This is a genomic window from Candidatus Palauibacter sp. (genome assembly GCF_965216145.1).
Lineage (GTDB): Bacteria > Gemmatimonadota > Gemmatimonadetes > Palauibacterales > Palauibacteraceae > Palauibacter.
On the sequence record NZ_OZ244149.1, the window covers coordinates 3,880,736 to 3,898,505 of the forward strand.

A 17,770-nucleotide genomic window follows, 5' to 3' on the forward strand; every position below is an offset into this window, starting at 1 on the left:
ACTCGCTACCGTCCACGAACGTGCGTCAGCTGCCCGGGACACGGACAATCGGATACAGCTCCCCGGCACGCAGCCGGTCCGCGAGAAACCCCCAGTTCGCGAAGCCGTCGTCCGACCGCGGCTCGAGCAGGCTGAACAGCAGCCGTCCCAGCGGCTGGTCGGCCCGCGCCCACATGTCTCCGGGGGCCGGGGTGGCTCGGCTCGGCTCGTAGCGCCCGAAGAGCGATTGCTCGTTGTGCCCCTGGAACGGTCGCTCGGCCGTCCGCACCGAATCGATTCGGAACGCCTCCACATCCAGAGGCGTCGCCCCGGCCGGCTCGAGCGCGATCCCGTGTGCCGCGAGCCGTGTCAGAACTTCCTCCAGACCGGCGGGAATCAGGTAGGCCGCGGGCACGCGCTCGCGCAGCGTCGGCGCGAACGTCCCGTACTCGTACATGGGCTCGACGTACTGCGTATCGCTCCGCAGCAGCAGCGGGCGCCCGGTGAGGCGGTGCGCCTCCTCGACCGTGGCGCCCATGAGGATGTCGACCGGCTCGGCCGAGCGCTCGGGCACGGCGCGGAGCGCGAGCGAGTCACCCACCACTCCGGCGGCATCGGCATCGGCGACGATGCGCCGGACCTCGTCCGCGTGCTCATGGACGTAGTCCAGGACCTCCTCGACGAAGTACAGCGTCGAGAGCACGCGCTCCTCGAAGCTCGCGTAGGCGTAGGCCTCGCTCAGGATCGCGATCCGGTTGCGGAGACCGAGGTAGTTGTTGTTGAACCGCGGGCGGTGGTCGAAGGTGTACCAGGCGCGCACGTCCCCACCGCGCGCGGACGCGTTCCCGTAGTAGTAGTACTCCCAGCCGTACCTGGCCCGGATCTCCCCGGTCACGTGGGGAAGGAGTCCCTCCCGGAGAAAACCGTCGATCCCGGCCGGCGTGTTGGGGTGGAGCGGGGGCGAGTAGGTGATATGGTAGGCGTGCCGCGTCCCGTTCGTCGTATGCAGATCGATGGCTACGTGCGGATCGTATTCGCTGAACAACCGCGCCACCGACCGCGCTTCGGGCGAGTCGAGCTTCATGTGATCGCGGTTCAGGTCATAGCCCTGAGCGTTCGGCCGCTGACCCATCCCTCCGATCGGCCCGTGCTGACGGCCGCGATTCGTGAGGCTCACCCGTTCGTTGCCGTCCGCGTTGTAGATGGGCGCGATCAGCAGGATCATCGACTCCAGCCATTCGCGGTGGCGCCCGGCCAGGAGGTCGCGGAGCAACATCTGGAGCGCCTCCTTCCCGCACACTTCGCCGCCGTGGATGTTGCCCTGCAGGTAGACGACCGTCTTGCCGGAGGCTCTGACGGACGCCGGACCCGGATCTTCGACGTCGCCCACCACGGCCAGTGGAAGCGCCCGTCCCTCGTTCGTATAGCCGTATGTCGAATAGTGGACCGACGCCTCGCTGGCCGCCGCGCGCTCCAGGAAGTCCACGACATCGGCGTGCGAACTGGTTTCGCGATACTCCGTGCGCTCCGCCCGCGTGAGAAACGCAGTGTCCGGGGGCGCGGCGGCGTCGCACGCCGTGAGTACGGCCGCAACCGCCGTGCAGGCCGCCAGCCGACCCGAAGTCGCCGCTCCAGCCTTCCATGTCGCCATGCGTTCCACGCGCCTTCCAATGGTCGGGTGCTGTCACACGAACAACCCTAACCTATCGCCCAAGCGAAGGCGTCAGGCGCCCGGGATCGCTCTGATGTCGGGACACTGCAGTAGCGACTTGTCTGCCGTGACCAGCGTGAGGCCGTGCACCATGGCGGTGGCCGCGATGAAACGATCAGCGGGATCGGCATGACCAAGACGGATGCTGCGGCTTCCGAACGCGACATCGAACGTCACCGGGATCTCATGCATGGGCCGGACGGTCAGGGCGGTACGGATCCAGCTCCAGGGATCGGGATGGAGGAGCACGCGTCCCTTCTCGGCGAGCACCAAGGCCTCCCAGACGCTCACGGGCGACAGCGCCAGGGTGTTCGCCGGTTCGGTCAGTTCGCTGCGGGCCCGCGCGGAGAGCCGATCCGGGTCCAGTAAGCTCCACAGCCAGATATGGGTGTCGAGGAGCAGATTCACCGCGTCTGAACGTCGTTCGGTTGGGCGGTCTCCGAACGCAGTGCGGCCCAATCGGAGGGGTCGGCGGCCGGGGATAGGAGGTCGCCTACGATTTCACCTAAGTCTCTCATGGCCCCCATCCATTCTCCGCTGCCGGCCTGGACATCAGTCACATCGGCCGTGGTGTTCCGGCCGCGCGGAGTCGCCTTGTAGCTGGCGGCCATCCGGGCTCGCTCGCGCACTACGCCGAGCGTGGGTTTCGGGGCCGCATAGCGGGCCAGCAGATGGCGCAACTCGCCCTCCAGCGAGCGGTGGTTGGCCTTGGCTCGTGCCTTGAGCGCGACGATCACATCGTCGTCCACGTTCCGAATCGTGAGTACTCCCAAGTGTCCTCCGCCTGCGTGAGCGTCCTGGCGAAAGCGTAATGTATTGGAATTGGCTTCATTATGACAGCGCCAGATCCGATTCGCGAGAGATGCGGCACTGCCGCACATTGACCCGGGCGAGTCTGCTGTTGCGGCTGGTTGCCACGATAGAGGAGGAGGAACGAAACCGATGACGACCCGGCGAACTGATGTGAGCCGCGAGGTGGAAGCGGCCCTCGACGAAGTGCTCGCCCATGTGCGCGGCGTAACGCCGCTTCCCTGCCGAATCGTCGATGACCCCGCTGCCGAGCACATCGTGGCGCTACGCAAGCGACTTAAGCTGAGCCGCCAGAAGTTCGCGGATAGCTTCGGGCTCGATGTCCGGGCGGTGCAGGAATGGGAACAGGGACGGCGGGTCCCGGACCGTGCGGCCCGTGTCCTGCTCACCGTCATCGACCGCGACCCCGAGGCGGTCGTACGCGCTCTCGGCAAATAGGGTGCGCCATCCCGCTCTCGTCGCCAAGTCGTCCCTCCCGCGCGTGGGGCGTGTGCCATAGCTGAAACGCCGCGCGGCGGCAGTCTGAGACGAGTTGAGCGGAGGCGGATCCGGGACGAGTCAGCGTACGATCTGAAATGCTCGCGATCTGGTACGCCTCGGCCGCGGCGTACCAGATCGACATGTCCAAACGCACAGCGTCATCATCATGATGCATACAGAACGCGGCATGCGTTCCCGCGTCGGGCGATGTCGGACCCCTTCGAGCGTGTCGAGGGCGTCTCGCTGGGGTCTACCGCCGGGTATCCGAGATCCGCGGAAATCCGCACATCCTCGTGAGCGATGTGCCGGGCGCCACAGCGCGCGCGCTGCGTGCCACCTGCATCGCGTCCCTCGAAGTCGGTCATGGGGAGTTCGGCTGCGTACTTGATGGCGTCGGTGCCTGACGGCGTAACGGCCACGAACCGGGTCAGGTGCTCGACGAAATCGCGTGCACCCATGCCGCTACGCCGGGGGGCCACGAGGTAGTAGAAGTTCGACAGCGTGCTGCCACGCGACGATCGCCTTCCTCGGCCCCTTCTGGAGCCGGTACTTGAGCTCCGTCGCTTCATCCGAATGCGGACGACGGTCGAGTGCGACATCGATGAGGATGTCCGTATCCAGGAGAATCACAGGTACTTCCGGGCCAGCGCTTCGTACCGCGGATCGTCACGACTCGCGGCTCGAAACTGCCCTCTCCACCGCTCCGTGAAGGAGGGACCTTCGTCTTGCACCATCTCCTTCAGCGACCCTTCGATGAGCGACGAAAGCGAAACACCCCGGACGCGCGCGTATCGCTTGGCGGCAGGGACCACCTCGGAGTCCACCGTGATGGTGAGTTTCGTCTTCATACCTCAGCCTCTTCGTACATATATACGTATACGTATTATCTTATAATGTATACGTATAACGCGGAGTTGGTCAAGGACCGCCCGGGAACGTCAGGGGGAGGTTTCGAGACGAGCGGCCCACGCGGGAACCGTTGCTGCCATCTCGTCGGCCAATTCGTCAGCGGTGCGTCCGCTGCGCTTGAGGACGCGGAAGGAATGATCGGCGCCCTCGAGCCGATGCAGGGTGGCGAGCGGCCCCAGCGAGCCACACGTCTCTTCGATCAGGTCGAGGCGGGCGAGCGCGTCGCGCGTCCCCTGCAGAAAGAGCATGGGAACGGTGACCTGGCTCAGGTGCGCCGACCGTTCCGCGGCGCGCTCCGGGCGGCCCGGCGCGTGGAGAGGAAACCCGAAGAAAACGAGCCCCGTGACACGGGGGAGCGGCACCTCGGCGGCGGCGGTCGACGTCATGCGGCCGCCCATGGACTTGCCGCCCGCCAGGAGAGGGAGTCCGTCAGCGAGGCGGGCCGCCTTCGCGACCGCGGCACGGACCGTCTCGACGAGCGCCGGCGGACGGTCCGGGGGTCGGCGGCGCCCCGAGAGCGCCCGCGCCTCCATGTAGGGGAAGTGGTAGCGGAGCGACGCGATCCCCTGCCCCGCCAGCCGCTGCGCCATGTCGGACATGAACGGATGCTCGATCCCCGCCCCCGCCCCGTGCGCGAATGCGAGCATGGCCCGCGGCTCCGGCGGGCGGACGAGGAGCGCCGACACCTCCCCCCAGCGCAGCGACACGAACTGCGCCTGCTCGGGGAACCGGTGCGTCGCGCCGACCTCCGCCGCGGCTCGGGGCGCCCGGCGGCTCACGGCAACCTGGCGTCCGGCGCGTCGCGCGGCTCGTGAGCGGCGACCGGACCCGTCCACCTGTCGGTGGGGTCGAGACCCTCCTCCGACTTGCGGACGACCGCGGCGGGGATCCGGAGCGCCAGCCACAGGGCGAGGGCCGACGCCGCGGCCCCGACCAGGAACGGGCTCTTTATCGAGTACAGTTCGAACAGCCAACCCGCCGTGAGTGGCGCCACCACTCGGCCGAGACCGCCGGCCACCTGGCTTCCGCCCAGCACCGAACCCTGCGAGTGCTCGTCCGTGTTCCGCGAGATGAGGGCGTGCAGCGATGGGAAGATGAGCCCCGTCGCCGAGGCCCAACTCGGGACGAGCACCCACAATTGCCAGCGGTCGGAGAGGAACGGGATCGCGCCCACCCCGAGAGCGAGCAACAGGCATCCGGCGCGCACGGTGGCCGGCTCGCCGAACCGCTTCACGATCCGCCCCACCAGCCCGCCGCGCACGATCACCGTGACGCCGCCCGCGAGCGTGAACACGAGACCCATGTCCGCCGCCGTCATCGCGAACACGCGCTCCGTATACAGGGCGAGGACCGACGTCATCGAGGTGAAGCAGCCGATCGTCAGCACGTACACGAAGAGGAGTTGGCGCAGCGGCATGCGGCTCAGCGACCGCAGCCACAGCTTGAACGTCACGGCCTCCCCCTTCGAGGCGTCCGCCCGGCCGGAGCGGAAATGCCGCGACTCCGGCAGCAGAGCCATGGCCGCCAGCAGGTTGAACAGGCACAGGCCGGCGGCGACGAGGCCCGGCACCCCCAGTCCGAAGCGGCTGAAGTAGCCGCCGATCGCCGGGCCCAGCATGATGCCGAGGCCGGACGCGGCCCCGATGAAGCCGAGGCCCCGGGCCCGCTCCTCCCCCTTCGTGGAGTCGGCCACGTAGGCCTGGGCGATGCCGAGCGTCCCGCCGGCGGCGCCGGCCGTCGCGCGCGAGACGAGGAGCAGCCACAGGCTGTCGGCCAGCGCGAACAGGAGGTAGGAGAGCGCCGAGGCGAAGAGCCCGACCAGGATCAGACGCCGGCGTCCCAGCCGATCCGAAAACCTTCCCCAGATCGGGGCCGACACGAGTTGCGTGATGGAGAACGACGCGATGATGAGGGTGACCCAGCGAGGCGAGGCCCCCAGTTCCTCGGCGTAGAACGGGAGCAGCGGGAGCACGATCCCGAAGCCCATCATGTCCACCATCACCGTCCCGAACAGGACGCCGAGCCCGGCGCGTCTCAGCATGCGGTTGTGGTGGTCATCCCTGCTTCAACCCGGATTCCTCCCTCTCGGGTCGCGCTTGGGCCGCGTCGGCCGGAGGCGCGAGCCGCGACTCTCGTGGCCGCGCGGATGCTGTGCTCACGACACCCCGGGCGATCCCGGCGTTGCGCTCCGGAGCGGGGCAACCCCGGCGCGCGAACTCACTGTCCGTCACGTGTGCGCCGGGATAGTTTGACCCTCCGCCGAAAGCCCGGGCCCCCCGCGTGGCGGCCCCTCGCACGTCATCTTCAGGACGGCTCTCAAGAGGAAGGAATCCATGGCTGACACACTGATCCGATATGCGGTTGAGGACGGGGTCGCGGTGTTCACGATCGACGACCCGCCGGCGAACACATACACGTACGAGATGATGCGCGACCTGGACGACGCGATCCTGCGCGCGCGCTTCGACGAGGACGTCCACGTCATCGTCATCCGGGGTCAGGGAGAGAAGTTCTTCTCCGCGGGGGCCAACATCAACATGCTCCGAACCTCGGACCCCTATTTCAAGTACTTCTTCTGCCTGCACGCGAACGAGACGCTGTCGCGCCTCGAGCAGACGCCCAAGCTCGTGATCGGGGCCCTCAACGGACACACGGTCGGGGGCGGACTCGAGATCGCGCTCGCCTGCGACATCCGGATCGCGCGCAAGGACGCGGGGAAGATCGGGTTGCCGGAAGTGAACCTCGGTGTGCTCCCGGGGACCGGCGGGACACAGCGGCTCGGCCGCCTGCTGGGCAAGTCGAAGGCGATCGAACTCATGGTTGAAGGCCGCACGTTCGGGTTCGACGAGGCGCTCGAGCTGGGGCTGGTCAACAAGATTTTCGAAGGAGACGACGAGACGTTCCACCCCCGGATCATGGAGTATGCACGGCAGTTCACGCCGCCGCACAAGGCGTCGCGGGCGGTGGGTCGTATCAAGCGGGCGGTGTGCAGCGGGGTCGAGGTGCCCTTCTCCGAGGGACTCGCGATCGAGCGCGAACTGCAGCAGTTACTCTTCCAGGGGGACGACGCGCGCGAGGGCCTCGCTGCCTACGTGGAGCGGCGCGCACCCGAGTTCTCCGGGAGGTAGCGCTGCGGATCCGAGCGGAGGCCCGATGAGCGACGCGGATCGCACCCCGGTCATCATCGACGCCGTCCGTACGCCGGTGGGGCGTGCGGGCGGGGCGCTGTCATCCATCCGGGCCGACGACCTCCTGGCGCACGCGATCCGCGCCCTCGTCGAGCGGACCGGGGTGCCGCCCGGCCGCGTGGAGGACGTGATCGCCGGGTGCACGAACCAGGCGGGCGAGGACAACCGCAACGTGGCCCGGATGGCCGGGCTGCTGGCCGGCCTTCCGGTCGAGGTCGGCGGCCAGACCGTGAACCGCCTGTGCGGGTCCGGGGTGCAGGCCGCCGTCACGGCCGCGAACGCGATCCGGGCCGGCGAGGGCGACGTGTTCATCGCCGGCGGGGTCGAGAGCATGTCGCGGGCTCCCTGGGTGATGCTCAAGACCGACCGGGCCTTCTCGCGCGTCCCGCCGCGCATCGCGGACACGACCGTCGGGTGGCGCTTCGCGAACCCGTCCATGCCCGAGCGCTGGACGATCCCGCTCGCCGAGACGGCGGAGGTCGTGGCGGAGGAGCACGGCGTCGGGCGCGGAGACCAGGACGCATTCGCGGTGGAGAGCCAGCGGCGCGCCGCCGAGGCGATCGAGGCCGGGCGGTTCGACGACGAGATCGCGCCGATCGAGGTCCCGCAGAGGAAGGGCGACCCCGTGCGGGTGGCGCAGGACGAGCACCCTCGCCCCGGCACGACCGCGGAGCAACTCGCCCGGCTGCGGGCGGCGTTTCGCGCCGACGGAACCGTGACGGCCGGGAACGCATCCGGGATCAACGACGGCGCGGCCGCCGTCCTCATGACGAGCCGGGCCGCCGCCGAGGAACTCGGCCTCGAGCCGATGGCCGAGGTCGGGGCCTCCGCGATCGCGGGCGTGGACCCGGACCGGATGGGGATCGGTCCCGTGCCCGCCACCCGCAAGGCGCTCCGGCGGGCCGGGCTGACCGTGGACGACCTCGACCTCATCGAACTCAACGAGGCGTTCGCGGCGCAGTCGCTCCCCTGCATCACCGAACTCGGGCTCGACCCGGAGAGGGTGAACGTGAACGGCGGCGCGATCGCGCTCGGCCACCCGCTGGGCTGCACGGGCGCGAAGCTCCTCACGACGCTCGTGCACGAGATGCGGCGGCGCGATGCGGCGCACGGGTTGGTCACCATGTGCATCGGCGTCGGGCAGGGGATCGCGCTCCTCGTCCACCGGGGCCGGGACGGAGGGTCGGCGTGAGCGAGACGCAGGTGCGGGTCGAGATCGCGGACGGCGTCGGCACGCTCACGCTCAACCGGCCGGAGAAGCTGAACGCCTTCATCGGCGAGATGCGGACCGAGATCGCCCGCGGCGTCGACGCACTCGGCGCGGACGACGCCGTACGCGCGGTCATCATCACCGGGGCCGGCCGCGCCTTCTGCGCCGGCGCCGACGTGAAGTACATGACCGGGCTCATCGAGAGACAGGACCTCGAAGAGGCCCTCTCGCTCGTCGAGGGCGGCCGCGAGGTCGCCACCGCGATCCGGGCCATGCCGAAGCCCGTCATCGCCGCCATCAACGGCCCGGCGGCGGGCGGGGGCGCGAATCTCGCCCTCGCCTGCGATCTCCGGCTCGCCTCCGAGACGGCGACGATCGGCCAGACCTTCAATCGCATCGGGCTCCACCCCGACTGGGGCGGCACCTACGTCGTGCCCCGGCTCGTCGGCCCCGCACGCGCCGCGGAACTCTTCTTCTTCGCGGACATGGTCCCGGCCGCGGAGGCCGAGCGCATGGGCCTCGTGAACCGCGTCGTGCCCGCCGACGAACTCATGCCGCTGGCCCGCGAGTGGGCGCGCCGTCTGGCGCGTAAGCCCGCCCTCCCGCTGCGGCTCGCGAAGGAGGCGATCCGGCGCTCCCTCGCCTCCAGCTTCGAGGAGATGCTCGACTACGAGACCGCCGCGCAGCGGGCCTGCTTCGCGTCCGACGACGCCCTCGAGGGGGTTCGCGCGTTCGTCGAGAAGCGCAAACCCGACTTCGGCGCAAAACCAGCGGAAAGACCAGCGGAGGCCGACAGACATGTCTGACGGAGTCGTCGTACGGAAGGCGGTAATCGGGGACATCGAGGAACTCGTCGCGATGTGGACCCAGTACATGCGCGTGCACGCGCTCAACCCCGCGTACCGGCGGATCCGAACCGACGCGCTGGAGATGCGCCGCCGCATGTTTCGGCGGCATATCGAGGAGGCCACGAGCGCCGTGTTCGTGCTGGCGGCGGCAGAAGGCGGCCTCGACGGCATGATCGCCTGCTTCGTCGAGGAGAACGAAGCCCTGTTCGATCCCCCTCGCTACGTCCGCATTCAGACCCCGTTCGTGAGGCGGGAAGTCCGGCGGCGCGGCTATCTGCGGCGCCTCCTCCACGCCACCTTCGAGTGGGCGTCGGATTGGGATATCGACGAGGTCCGGCTGTTCCTGGGGGCCGACAATCTGATCGCGAACGCGGTCGCCGACGACCTCGGCTTCGAGCCGATCGAGGTCGTGCGCCGATACTCGCTCCGCCCCGAACCGACGACGAACTGGGAGGACTGAGGTGGCCTCCCGGGCCGACGCGTCCGCCCTCCGCCCCGCGCTCGCCGTCCTCGGGGCCGGGACCATGGGCCACGGGATCGCCCAGGTCGCGGCCATGGCCGGCTACGAGACGCGTCTCTTCGACATCCTGCCGGAGGCGCTCGACGCGGCGCGCGACAGGATCGAGGCCAATCTCCGGAAGGGGATCCAGCGCGGGAAGGTGACGCCCGACGAACGGGAGCGTGTCCTCGGCGCGCTTTCCTTCACCCGATACCTGAATGAAGCGGCCGACGAGGTCGACATCGTGATCGAGGCCGTGCCGGAGCAACTCGATCTCAAGCGGAAGATTCTCCTCGCCTGCACGGAGGCTGCGGCCGATCACGCCGTGCTCGCGACGAACACCTCCTCCCTCTCCATCAGCCACCTCGCGCATGGGCTTCCATCTCCGGAGCGGGTGGTCGGGATGCACTTCTTCAACCCCGTCCACATCATGGCGCTGGTCGAGATCGTGCGCGGCGCGGAGACCTCGGACGAGACCGTCGCCGGCGCCCGCGAGGCCGCCGATCGGATGGGGAAGACGCCGATCGTGATCGCCGACTCGCCCGGCTTCGCCTCCTCGCGGCTCGGCGTCGCACTCGGACTCGAGGCGATCCGCATGGTCGAGGAGGGCGTCGCGAGCCCCGAGGACATCGACACCGCGATGAGGCTCGGCTACCGCCACCCCATGGGCCCGCTCAAGCTCGGCGACCTCGTCGGACTGGACGTGCGGCTCGATATCGCGCGCTATCTGCACGAGACACTGAGGTCGCCGGTGTTCCAGCCCCCCGCCCTGCTCGAACGCATGGTCGCCGAGGGCCGGCTCGGGAAGAAGAGCGGCCGCGGCTTCTACCGCTGGGGCGAGGACGAATAGGACGGCTATCTGTCCGTACGGGTGAATGTAAAGCTGCCTACCGGAGCACTGGAGAAGGGGGCCACCCCCTGAAGTCCGCTGATCGCTTCCTTGGGCTGCGTGTCCTGATTGGCTGAGGTGTAGTAGGGCCCGCTGTCCGACCCCGCGTCAAGCGGATACAGGTTCACGGTCAACTCGTCGATCCACTCTCCGCCCCCGTCCAGCAGCGAGAGTCCGGACACGCCGGCGAACCAGTCCGGGCTGGGGGCAATCATCGTCACCAGCGTAACAAGCGGATAGTCCGTCTGCATGTCGATCTGCTGAATCGTGGCGCTTCCGGGGCTACTCGCGCCCGAGCCGCGAATGACGGCAACCGCGCCACCCGACAACCGAGCGTTGATTTCCGCCGTCAGCGTGCTCGTGCCGCCCGTTTCGGCCATACGCTCGATCCCCGCGCTGGCAGTCTCGCCAAACGCCCAGAACTCCGCGCTGGAGTTGTGGAGGACGCCGATGAGTGACGAAAAATGCGCGCCGGAAGGGAACATGTTCGGGTGGGTGGAGGCGCTCCACGTGGCCGAGAACACGACACGGTAGGTCGCCGTACCAGCCGGAGGAGGAGGAGGAGGAGGAGGAGGCGGCGGCGGCGGTGGCGGTGGCGGCGGTGGCGGTGGCGGCGGCGGTGGTGGCGGTGGCGGTGGCGGCGGTGGCGGCGGTGGTGGCGGCGGTGGTGGCGGTGGCGGCGGCGGTGGTGGCGGCGGTGGTGGTGGTGGTGGTGGCGGCGGCGGCGGTGGAGGCGGTGGTGGTGGTGGTGGTGGCGGCGGAGATGTCACCGTCACCGTGAACGACTGCGACGCCGCCAGACCCCCCGGGTCCCGCGCCGTCACCGTCACCGCCGCCGTCCCCGCCGACACCCCCGCCACCGTCACCTCCGCGCCCGCAACCGACGCCGACGCCACCCCCGGCCCCGACGAGGAAGCCGCGTACTCGAGCGCGTCCCCATCCGGGTCGACGAAGTGACCCGACGCATCCACCACCAGCGCCCCGCCCGCCTCCACGGTCACCGCCTCGATCGCCGACACCACCGCCGGCGGCCGGTTCGGAACCGTCACCGTGAACGGCTGCGACGCCGCCAGACCCCCCGGGTCCCGCGCCGTCACCGTCACCGCCGCCGTCCCCGCCGACACCCCCGTCACCGTCACCTCCGCGCCCGCAGCCGACGCCGTCGCCACCCCCGGATCCGACGAGGATGCCGCGTACTCGAGCGCATCCCCGTCCGGGTCGGCGAAGTGTTCCGACGCGTCCACCACCAGCGCCCCGCCCGCCTCCACGGTCACCGCCGCGATCGCCGACACCACCGCCGGCGCCCGGTTCGGCACCGTCACCGTGAACGGCTGCGACGCCGCCAGACCCCCCGGGTCCCGCGCCGTCACCGTCACCTCCGCCGCCCCCGCCGACACCCCCGCCACCGTCACCTCGGCGCCCGCGGCCGACGCCGTCGCCACCCCCGGCCCCGACGAGGATGCCGCGTACTCGAGCGCGTCCCCGTCCGGGTCGGCGAAGTGTTCCGACGCGTCCACCACCAGCGTCCCGCCCGCCTCCACGGTCACCGCCTCGATCGCCGACACCACCGCCGGCGGCCGGTTCGGAACCGTCACCGTGAACGGCTGCGACGCCGCCAGACCCCCCGCGTCCCGCGCCGTCACCGTCACCTCCGCCGCCCCCGCCGACACCCCCGCCACCGTCACCTCGGCGCCCGCGGCCGACGCCGTCGCCACCCCCGGCCCCGACGAGGAAGCCGCGTACTCGAGCGCGTCCCCGTCCGGGTCGGCGAAGTGTTCCGACGCGTCCACCACCAGCGTCCCGCCCGCCTCCACGGTCACCGCCTCGATCGCCGACACCACCGCCGGCGGCCGGTTCGGAACCGTCACCGTGAACGGCTGCGACGCCGACAGACCCCCCGGGTCCCGCGCCGTCACCGTCACCTCCGCCGTCCCCGGCGACACCCCCGTCACCGTCACCTCCGCGCCCGCGGCCGACGCCGTCGCCACCCCCGGCCCCGACGAGGACGCCGCGTACTCGAGCGCGTCCCCGTCCGGGTCGGCGAAGTGACCCGACGCGTCCACCACCAACGTCCCGCCCGCCTCCACCGTCACCGCCTCGATCGCCGACACCACCGCCGGCGGCCGGTTCGGAGGTGGCGGCGGATCGGTGACGGATTCCCCGCCGTCACAGGCAGAGAGAAGGGCCAGCCCAAGTCCCAGCCCGGCGCTGCGCGACCGGGGTGACCCGCGTCCGCCCGCGCGGGGCCGCCAACTGGTAGGGTCGGCCTCGTGCGAACAGATCATCCTCTGCTGGGGCGATTGGGACACGGCGCGGTCTCTCCCCCGGGCTGCGGCCAGGTCTCATCGGATTAGCGGTGGCGGACGGAGCGGCCACGAAACGGTGAAGAGAACTATCGGGGAGAGTCGGCGTGGTCCAGAGTCCTTCCTGCACGGCACTGAAGGTCTCAGGTCGTTCCGCGCCCACGTTGTCGATTGAGTCACCTGCCTGCTTGCTCGCGGCTTTGGGGAACCTCACTATCACGGCTTCCACGGCTTCGCGCGCCGCCGCAGCCGGCAGGGACGCACTCCAACCACCGGCGGAATGCCGGTTAGGCAGGAAAGTGCCCGTGAGCAGCGTACAAACGACCACCGCAGCGGAGTCCCGCACCCAGGCCTTGGCCGCAGCGCAGGCCCACTACCTCTTCCCGTGGGTCCGCCCCTACTACAGCGAACCGCTCGCGCTCTCCGAGGGTGAGGGCGTTTGGGTACGGGACGTGGACGGAGACGAGTACCTGGACCTGTTCGCGGGCATCCTCACGACCTCGGTCGGCCACTGTAACCCGGCCGTGCTGGACGCGGTGCACGACCAGATGGGGCGGCTCGGACACACCTCCGCCCTCTACGTGACCGAAGGCCAGATCGAGGCCGCGCGCGCGCTCGCGGAGATCACGCCGGGATCGCTGAGGACGACCTGCTTCACGAACAGCGGCACGGAGGCGGTGGAGGCCGCGGTGGCGACCGCGCGGCTGTACACGGGCCGGCACGAGATCGTCGCGTTGCGGCTCTCGTACTCCGGGCGCAGCACGCTGACCAGCCACATGACCGCGCAGGGCGCCTGGCGGCTCCCGGGCGGGGGCACCGACGGGGTGGTCCACGCCCGCTCCCCCTACGCCTACCGGTCGCCGGTCGGCGGGGGTCCGGAGGCGACGGACTTCTTCATCGACGACCTCGTGGAGGTGATCGAGACGACGACCGGCGGGAAGCCGGCCGCCTTCTTCGCGGAGACGATCCAGGGCGTGGCGGGCGTCATCGTGCCGCCGCCGGACTACTTCCAGCGGGCGGCCGAGGTCATCCGGAGCTACGGCGGCCTCTTCATCAGCGACGAGGTGCAGGCCGGGTTCGGCCGCGCGGGCGAGCACTGGTTCGGGATCGAGCACTGGGGCGTCGAGCCGGACATCATGGTGATGGCCAAGGGGATCGCGAACGGCTATCCGGTCGGAGCGACCGTCACCCGGCCGGAGATCGCCGAGGCGTGGCAGGGCCCGTCGATCTCGACCTACGGGGGGAACTCGATCTCGATGGCGGCGATGCGAGCCACGCTCGGCGTGATGAGGCGCGAGGATGTCCCGGCCCGCGCCGCGGAACGCGGGGCGCAACTGCGGGCCGGCCTCGAGGCGCTGCGAAGCGCGCACACCTGGATCGGCGACGTACGCGGCCTGGGCCTCATGCAGGGCGTCGAACTCGTGACGGACCGCGCAAGGAAGACGCCGGACGGTGACCGGGCCGGAGCCCTGCTCGAAGCCGCGCGCGAGGAGCGCCTCCTGATCGGCCGGGGCGGACTCAACGGACAGGTGATCCGGATCGGCCCCTCCCTCCTCATCACCGAGGAGGAACTGGACGAGGGGATCCGCCGGTTCGGAGCCGCCTGCCAGCGCATCGACGGCTGATGGGCCGCGGCCGCTCGCTGACTCGGCGGGACGACGCGCGGTGAGCCGCCTGGCGGGGCGCATCGCGGTCGTCACAGGTGCGGGCCGCGGCATCGGGCGGGCGCACGCGCTCGCCCTCGCGGCGGGCGGCGCGCGCGTCGTGGTGAACGACCTCGGCGTGAACATCGCGGGCGAGGGCGCGCATGGCGGACCCGCCGAGGCCGTGTGCCAGGAGATCCGGGCGGCCGGCGGCGAAGCCGTCCCCAGCGGGCACGACGTCTCGCACTGGGACGAGGCCCGCGATCTGATCGCGCACGCGGTCAACGCCTTCGGCGGGCTCGATATCCTCGTGAACAACGCCGGGATTCTCCGCGACCGCGCGCTCTTCAACATGTCCGAGCGGGAATGGGACGCGGTCGTCGCCGTCCACCTCAAGGGGCACGCGGCGCCCAGCCGGCACGCGCTCACCTGGTGGCGTGCCGAGGCGAAGGCGGGCCGGCCGCGCCGGGCCTCCGTCATCCACACGACCTCCTCCTCCGGCCTGTGCGGCAACTTCGGCCAGGCCAACTACGGCGCCGCGAAGATGGGGGTCGTCGGCCTCTCGAGGGTCCTCTCCATCGAGGGGTTCCCCTACGGCGTGCGCTCCAACGTGATCTCGCCCTCGGCGCGCACGCGCATGGTGGCGGGCATGACCGGCGCCGATCAGCTGGGCGGACCCGACGAGACGGGGTACGACCCGTTCGGGCCCGAGCACATCGCCAATCTCGTCGCGTGGCTCGCGGAGACCGACTGCCCCGCCCGGAACCAGGTGTTCCACGTCTCCGGCCGGCGCGTCCGCGTGCTGGAGCTCCCCCGCATCGCCTTCGAGGCCAGCTCGGACCGCGACCTGACGCCCTCCGCGCTCGCCGAGGCGCTGGCCGAAAAGCTGGTCGACCCCCTCGACGCCTTCGATCTCATCCTCGGCGGCTAGCCGCCCGACGGCCCCGCATTTCCGTCGCCCTGTACTCGCACAGTTCTCTCAACCCCTTGCTCGCGTGCTTCCGTCGGGCGGAGATTCGCTCTCTGGCGGCGCGTACGGACGGCCGCTCATGCGCCGACCCCTGCCCTTCAAAGTCGCTGGCTGGTGGTCCGGCGAAAAGAAACAGGAGGAGGACGATGAAGGACGCCCGCCCTGTATTGACCACGTTGACCGCGTTTCTCACCGTCGCGGTGATCTCCCTCGCCCTCCCCGCCGGAACCCTGGCCCAGAACCAGGAGATGACGCCGGAAGAGCGCGCCCGGGCAATGGCCGAGTACGAAGCCCGCATCGATGCCGAGCTGGTCACGGAACGGCCGATCGAGATGTTCGACTCGATCTGGATCGAGGAACTCACGTGGATGGAAGTCCGCGACATGATGGCCGACGGCTACAACATCGCGATCGTCCCCACGGGCGGGATCGAGCAGAACGGGCCCTACGTCGCCACCGGCAAGCACAACTACGTCCTCCAGGGGACGTGCGAGTCGATCGCCCGGGAGCTGGGCAAGGCGCTCTGCACGCCGATCATGAAGCTCGTCCCCGAGGGGGACATCGACGAACCGTCCAGCCACATGCGCTACCCCGGCACGATCTCGCTCCGCCAGGAGACGTTCGAGGCCGTGCTCGATGACGTCGCCTCCAGCCTCCGCGCCCACGGCTTCGAGCACATCATCTTCATCGGCGACAGCGGCGGAAACGTGCAGGGGATGGCGAACGTCGCCGCCCGCCTCAACCAACGCTGGGACGACGCCCACGCCCACCACATCCCCGAGTACTACCGCTACGGCGGCGGCGACTTCCTCGAGTCCGAACTCGGGATCGTGGAGACGGAGAACGACGGGATCCACGACAGCTTCGGGATCACGAGCCTGATGATGGTCGTCGACCCCACCGTCGTCCGCTACGAGCAGCGCGTGAAGGCGGGGCTGGCGAAGATCAACGGCGTCCCGATCGCCCCGAAGGAGGAGACGATCGAGATCGGCCGCACGCTCCAGGCCTACCGGACCGCCCTCACCGTCGAGAAGATCCGCGAGTCGATCGCCGACACGGGCATGTAAGGGCGAGCGGCCACGGTCGCCGCTGCTCGGGCGCCTCACTCGATCGGCTCACGATCCGCGCGGGATCGCGGGCTCGTTGAATCTCGCCGCCCCCCGCAAGGCGTAATGGGCCCTTCCGAGCCCCCGCCGACAGGTTGTGCGCGCGAATACCCCGGTACCAGGAAAAGAAGGACGAGTGGCGAGTCCCCAGCCGAGTTCCCCCATCCCTGCGCGAGGCAAGCTGATCATCGGCGCGCTCGCGTTTGGCGGCCTCACCATGTTGGGAATCGCGGCGCTCATCCGATGGCGCCCTCCGTTGGAGCTCGGCAGCATCCTCGCCCGCATCACGCCGGTGTTCGCCATCGCCTTGCTGGCGCTGCTGGCACTCGACTTCACGCTCGGCGGCCTCCGGTATCGACTGCTTCTCGACGGAAGTGTCTTTTCGCGCGTCTCGCTTTGGCACTGTATGCGAGCGAATTGGGCGAACATGCTGCTGGGCGCGATCACGCCGGCGCAGACGGGCGGCGGTGCCGCGCAGCTTTACGTCCTGTGCAGGCGTGGGGCGCGGTTGTCGGAAGCGATTCTCGCCTCGATCCTGACGTTCGTCGCCACGCTCCTCTTCTTCGCACTCGGCGGTCTCGCCGCTCTGGCGTTCGTGCCGCGCGAGGCGTTGTCCCGAGGCGTGCTGGTCGCGCTCGTTATCACGGTGGCCGCCATCACGGCGCTGGCGGGTCTGCTCATTTCGGCCGTCGCCGCGCAGCGGGGTACGGTTCGGCTGCTTCGACGCTCCCTCGGCGCGGTATCGAGACGGGGGACGCGGGTCCGGCGCTGGGCGGCGGCGGGCCGACGTCTGCTGAGCCGTGAGGTCGAGCGGCTGGGCTCCGGGATCCGGGCGGTCGCGTCGCGCGGGAAAGTGACGCTCGTCTGGGTGTGCGCCGCGACCGCCCTGCTCTTCCTCAACAAGTATCTCATGGGCTACGTCCTCGCGGCGGCGCTCCAGGGGCCGGTCGACCTCTCCTTCATCGGACTTCAGCTTCTTCAGCACATCGTCCTGTACTTCTCGCCGACGCCGGGTGCCTCCGGCATCGCCGAGACCTCGACGGGGCTCCTGATGAATCGGGTGCTGCTCGCCGAGGTGACGGTGCTGTGGGTGGTCGGCTGGCGGCTGCTCACGACGTTTATCGGGACGATCCTGGGAGCGTTCGTGCTGCTCGTCGAGGCACGACGACACGTCCATGACGTGCGGACGGACGAGAAAGGCGCGGCTGCGTGAACGGGACGGGCG

At 70.0% G+C, this 17,770-nt stretch carries 19 protein-coding genes; 10 read left to right on the top strand and 9 right to left on the bottom strand.

The features are described 5' to 3' along the window. Window positions 1–25 precede the first annotated feature (25 nt). From ACOOHF_RS16725 to ACOOHF_RS16735, 3 genes are all read right to left on the bottom strand, one after another. Window positions 26–1,630 (bottom strand): M14 family metallopeptidase, encoded by a 1,605-nt coding sequence (locus ACOOHF_RS16725; RefSeq protein WP_420464391.1) that lies wholly within the window; start codon window positions 1,628–1,630, stop codon window positions 26–28. A 72-nt stretch (window positions 1,631–1,702) separates the two neighbouring features. Beyond that, window positions 1,703–2,098, bottom strand: coding sequence for a type II toxin-antitoxin system VapC family toxin (locus ACOOHF_RS16730; protein WP_420462565.1), 396 nt, complete (start codon window positions 2,096–2,098; stop codon window positions 1,703–1,705). Further along, entirely contained in the window at window positions 2,095–2,571 is a 477-nt protein-coding gene (locus ACOOHF_RS16735) for a FitA-like ribbon-helix-helix domain-containing protein (protein ID WP_420462566.1), read from the bottom strand. The genes ACOOHF_RS16730 and ACOOHF_RS16735 overlap by 4 nt, the downstream gene beginning before the upstream one ends. A gap of 61 nt (window positions 2,572–2,632) precedes the next feature. On the opposite strand from ACOOHF_RS16735, the gene ACOOHF_RS16740 reads away from it, so the two are divergent. After that, window positions 2,633–2,938: a helix-turn-helix domain-containing protein gene (locus ACOOHF_RS16740; protein WP_420462567.1), complete on the top strand. Its 306-nt coding sequence runs from the start codon at window positions 2,633–2,635 to the stop codon at window positions 2,936–2,938. 206 nt (window positions 2,939–3,144) lie between these two features. On the opposite strand, the gene ACOOHF_RS16745 is transcribed toward ACOOHF_RS16740, so the two are convergent. The 5 genes from ACOOHF_RS16745 to ACOOHF_RS16765 all read right to left on the bottom strand — a co-directional run bounded on the left by ACOOHF_RS16745 (window position 3,145) and on the right by ACOOHF_RS16765 (window position 5,930). Beyond that, window positions 3,145–3,438, bottom strand: coding sequence for a hypothetical protein (locus ACOOHF_RS16745; protein ID WP_420462568.1), 294 nt, complete (start codon window positions 3,436–3,438; stop codon window positions 3,145–3,147). A gap of 4 nt (window positions 3,439–3,442) precedes the next feature. Beyond that, on the bottom strand, window positions 3,443–3,610 hold the full coding sequence (locus ACOOHF_RS16750; protein WP_420462569.1) for a hypothetical protein: 168 nt from the start codon (window positions 3,608–3,610) through the stop codon (window positions 3,443–3,445). Next, on the bottom strand, window positions 3,607–3,828 hold the full coding sequence (locus ACOOHF_RS16755) for a DUF6364 family protein (protein WP_420462570.1): 222 nt from the start codon (window positions 3,826–3,828) through the stop codon (window positions 3,607–3,609). The genes ACOOHF_RS16750 and ACOOHF_RS16755 overlap by 4 nt, the downstream gene beginning before the upstream one ends. Window positions 3,829–3,918: 90 nt before the next feature. Further along, complete coding sequence (locus tag ACOOHF_RS16760) at window positions 3,919–4,668, bottom strand: alpha/beta family hydrolase (RefSeq protein WP_420462571.1); 750 nt, start codon at window positions 4,666–4,668, stop codon at window positions 3,919–3,921. After that, window positions 4,665–5,930: an MFS transporter gene (locus ACOOHF_RS16765; RefSeq protein WP_420462572.1), complete on the bottom strand. Its 1,266-nt coding sequence runs from the start codon at window positions 5,928–5,930 to the stop codon at window positions 4,665–4,667. Before ACOOHF_RS16765 ends, ACOOHF_RS16760 begins: the two co-directional genes overlap by 4 nt. A gap of 292 nt (window positions 5,931–6,222) precedes the next feature. Between ACOOHF_RS16765 and ACOOHF_RS16770 the strand changes: the two genes are divergently transcribed. The 5 genes from ACOOHF_RS16770 to ACOOHF_RS16790 are packed head-to-tail and all read left to right on the top strand — an operon-like array spanning window position 6,223 to window position 10,484. Continuing rightward, window positions 6,223–7,017: an enoyl-CoA hydratase/isomerase family protein gene (locus tag ACOOHF_RS16770; RefSeq protein WP_420462573.1), complete on the top strand. Its 795-nt coding sequence runs from the start codon at window positions 6,223–6,225 to the stop codon at window positions 7,015–7,017. 25 nt (window positions 7,018–7,042) lie between these two features. After that, window positions 7,043–8,269, top strand: a complete 1,227-nt coding sequence (locus ACOOHF_RS16775; RefSeq protein ID WP_420462574.1) for a thiolase family protein — start codon at window positions 7,043–7,045, stop codon at window positions 8,267–8,269. Beyond that, a complete protein-coding gene (locus tag ACOOHF_RS16780) occupies window positions 8,266–9,093 on the top strand; it encodes an enoyl-CoA hydratase/isomerase family protein (protein WP_419933586.1) in 828 nt (275 codons plus the stop codon). The genes ACOOHF_RS16775 and ACOOHF_RS16780 overlap by 4 nt, the downstream gene beginning before the upstream one ends. After that, window positions 9,086–9,595 (top strand): GNAT family N-acetyltransferase, encoded by a 510-nt coding sequence (locus ACOOHF_RS16785; protein WP_419933587.1) that lies wholly within the window; start codon window positions 9,086–9,088, stop codon window positions 9,593–9,595. The genes ACOOHF_RS16780 and ACOOHF_RS16785 overlap by 8 nt, the downstream gene beginning before the upstream one ends. A 1-nt stretch (window position 9,596) precedes the next feature. Beyond that, window positions 9,597–10,484 (top strand): 3-hydroxyacyl-CoA dehydrogenase family protein, encoded by an 888-nt coding sequence (locus ACOOHF_RS16790; protein ID WP_420462575.1) that lies wholly within the window; start codon window positions 9,597–9,599, stop codon window positions 10,482–10,484. A 5-nt stretch (window positions 10,485–10,489) separates the two neighbouring features. Here ACOOHF_RS16790 and ACOOHF_RS16795 read toward each other — a convergent pair whose 3' ends face one another. Next, window positions 10,490–12,832, bottom strand: coding sequence for an Ig-like domain-containing protein (locus ACOOHF_RS16795; RefSeq protein WP_420462576.1), 2,343 nt, complete (start codon window positions 12,830–12,832; stop codon window positions 10,490–10,492). A 299-nt stretch (window positions 12,833–13,131) separates the two neighbouring features. Between ACOOHF_RS16795 and ACOOHF_RS16800 the strand changes: the two genes are divergently transcribed. The 4 genes from ACOOHF_RS16800 (at window position 13,132) to ACOOHF_RS16815 (ending at window position 17,758) form a co-directional block, all read left to right on the top strand. After that, window positions 13,132–14,451: an aspartate aminotransferase family protein gene (locus ACOOHF_RS16800; RefSeq protein WP_420462577.1), complete on the top strand. Its 1,320-nt coding sequence runs from the start codon at window positions 13,132–13,134 to the stop codon at window positions 14,449–14,451. Between the two features lie 40 nt (window positions 14,452–14,491). After that, on the top strand, window positions 14,492–15,400 hold the full coding sequence (locus ACOOHF_RS16805) for an SDR family NAD(P)-dependent oxidoreductase (protein WP_419933590.1): 909 nt from the start codon (window positions 14,492–14,494) through the stop codon (window positions 15,398–15,400). Between the two features lie 185 nt (window positions 15,401–15,585). Continuing rightward, window positions 15,586–16,506, top strand: a complete 921-nt coding sequence (locus tag ACOOHF_RS16810) for a creatininase family protein (RefSeq protein ID WP_420462578.1) — start codon at window positions 15,586–15,588, stop codon at window positions 16,504–16,506. Between the two features lie 175 nt (window positions 16,507–16,681). After that, complete coding sequence (locus ACOOHF_RS16815) at window positions 16,682–17,758, top strand: lysylphosphatidylglycerol synthase transmembrane domain-containing protein (protein WP_420462579.1); 1,077 nt, start codon at window positions 16,682–16,684, stop codon at window positions 17,756–17,758. Window positions 17,759–17,770: the final 12 nt, after the last annotated feature.

Coding starts and splice junctions, on each gene's coding strand:
- ACOOHF_RS16740 (WP_420462567.1), top strand. CDS start 2,633: ATGACGACCCGGCGAACTGATGTGAGCCGCGAGGTGGAAGCGGCCCTC.
- ACOOHF_RS16725 (WP_420464391.1), bottom strand. CDS start 1,630: ATGGCGACATGGAAGGCTGGAGCGGCGACTTCGGGTCGGCTGGCGGCC.
- ACOOHF_RS16785 (WP_419933587.1), top strand. CDS start 9,086: ATGTCTGACGGAGTCGTCGTACGGAAGGCGGTAATCGGGGACATCGAG.
- ACOOHF_RS16770 (WP_420462573.1), top strand. CDS start 6,223: ATGGCTGACACACTGATCCGATATGCGGTTGAGGACGGGGTCGCGGTG.
- ACOOHF_RS16775 (WP_420462574.1), top strand. CDS start 7,043: ATGAGCGACGCGGATCGCACCCCGGTCATCATCGACGCCGTCCGTACG.
- ACOOHF_RS16735 (WP_420462566.1), bottom strand. CDS start 2,571: ATGTGCGGCAGTGCCGCATCTCTCGCGAATCGGATCTGGCGCTGTCAT.
- ACOOHF_RS16810 (WP_420462578.1), top strand. CDS start 15,586: ATGAAGGACGCCCGCCCTGTATTGACCACGTTGACCGCGTTTCTCACC.
- ACOOHF_RS16755 (WP_420462570.1), bottom strand. CDS start 3,828: ATGAAGACGAAACTCACCATCACGGTGGACTCCGAGGTGGTCCCTGCC.
- ACOOHF_RS16745 (WP_420462568.1), bottom strand. CDS start 3,438: ATGGGTGCACGCGATTTCGTCGAGCACCTGACCCGGTTCGTGGCCGTT.
- ACOOHF_RS16765 (WP_420462572.1), bottom strand. CDS start 5,930: ATGCTGAGACGCGCCGGGCTCGGCGTCCTGTTCGGGACGGTGATGGTG.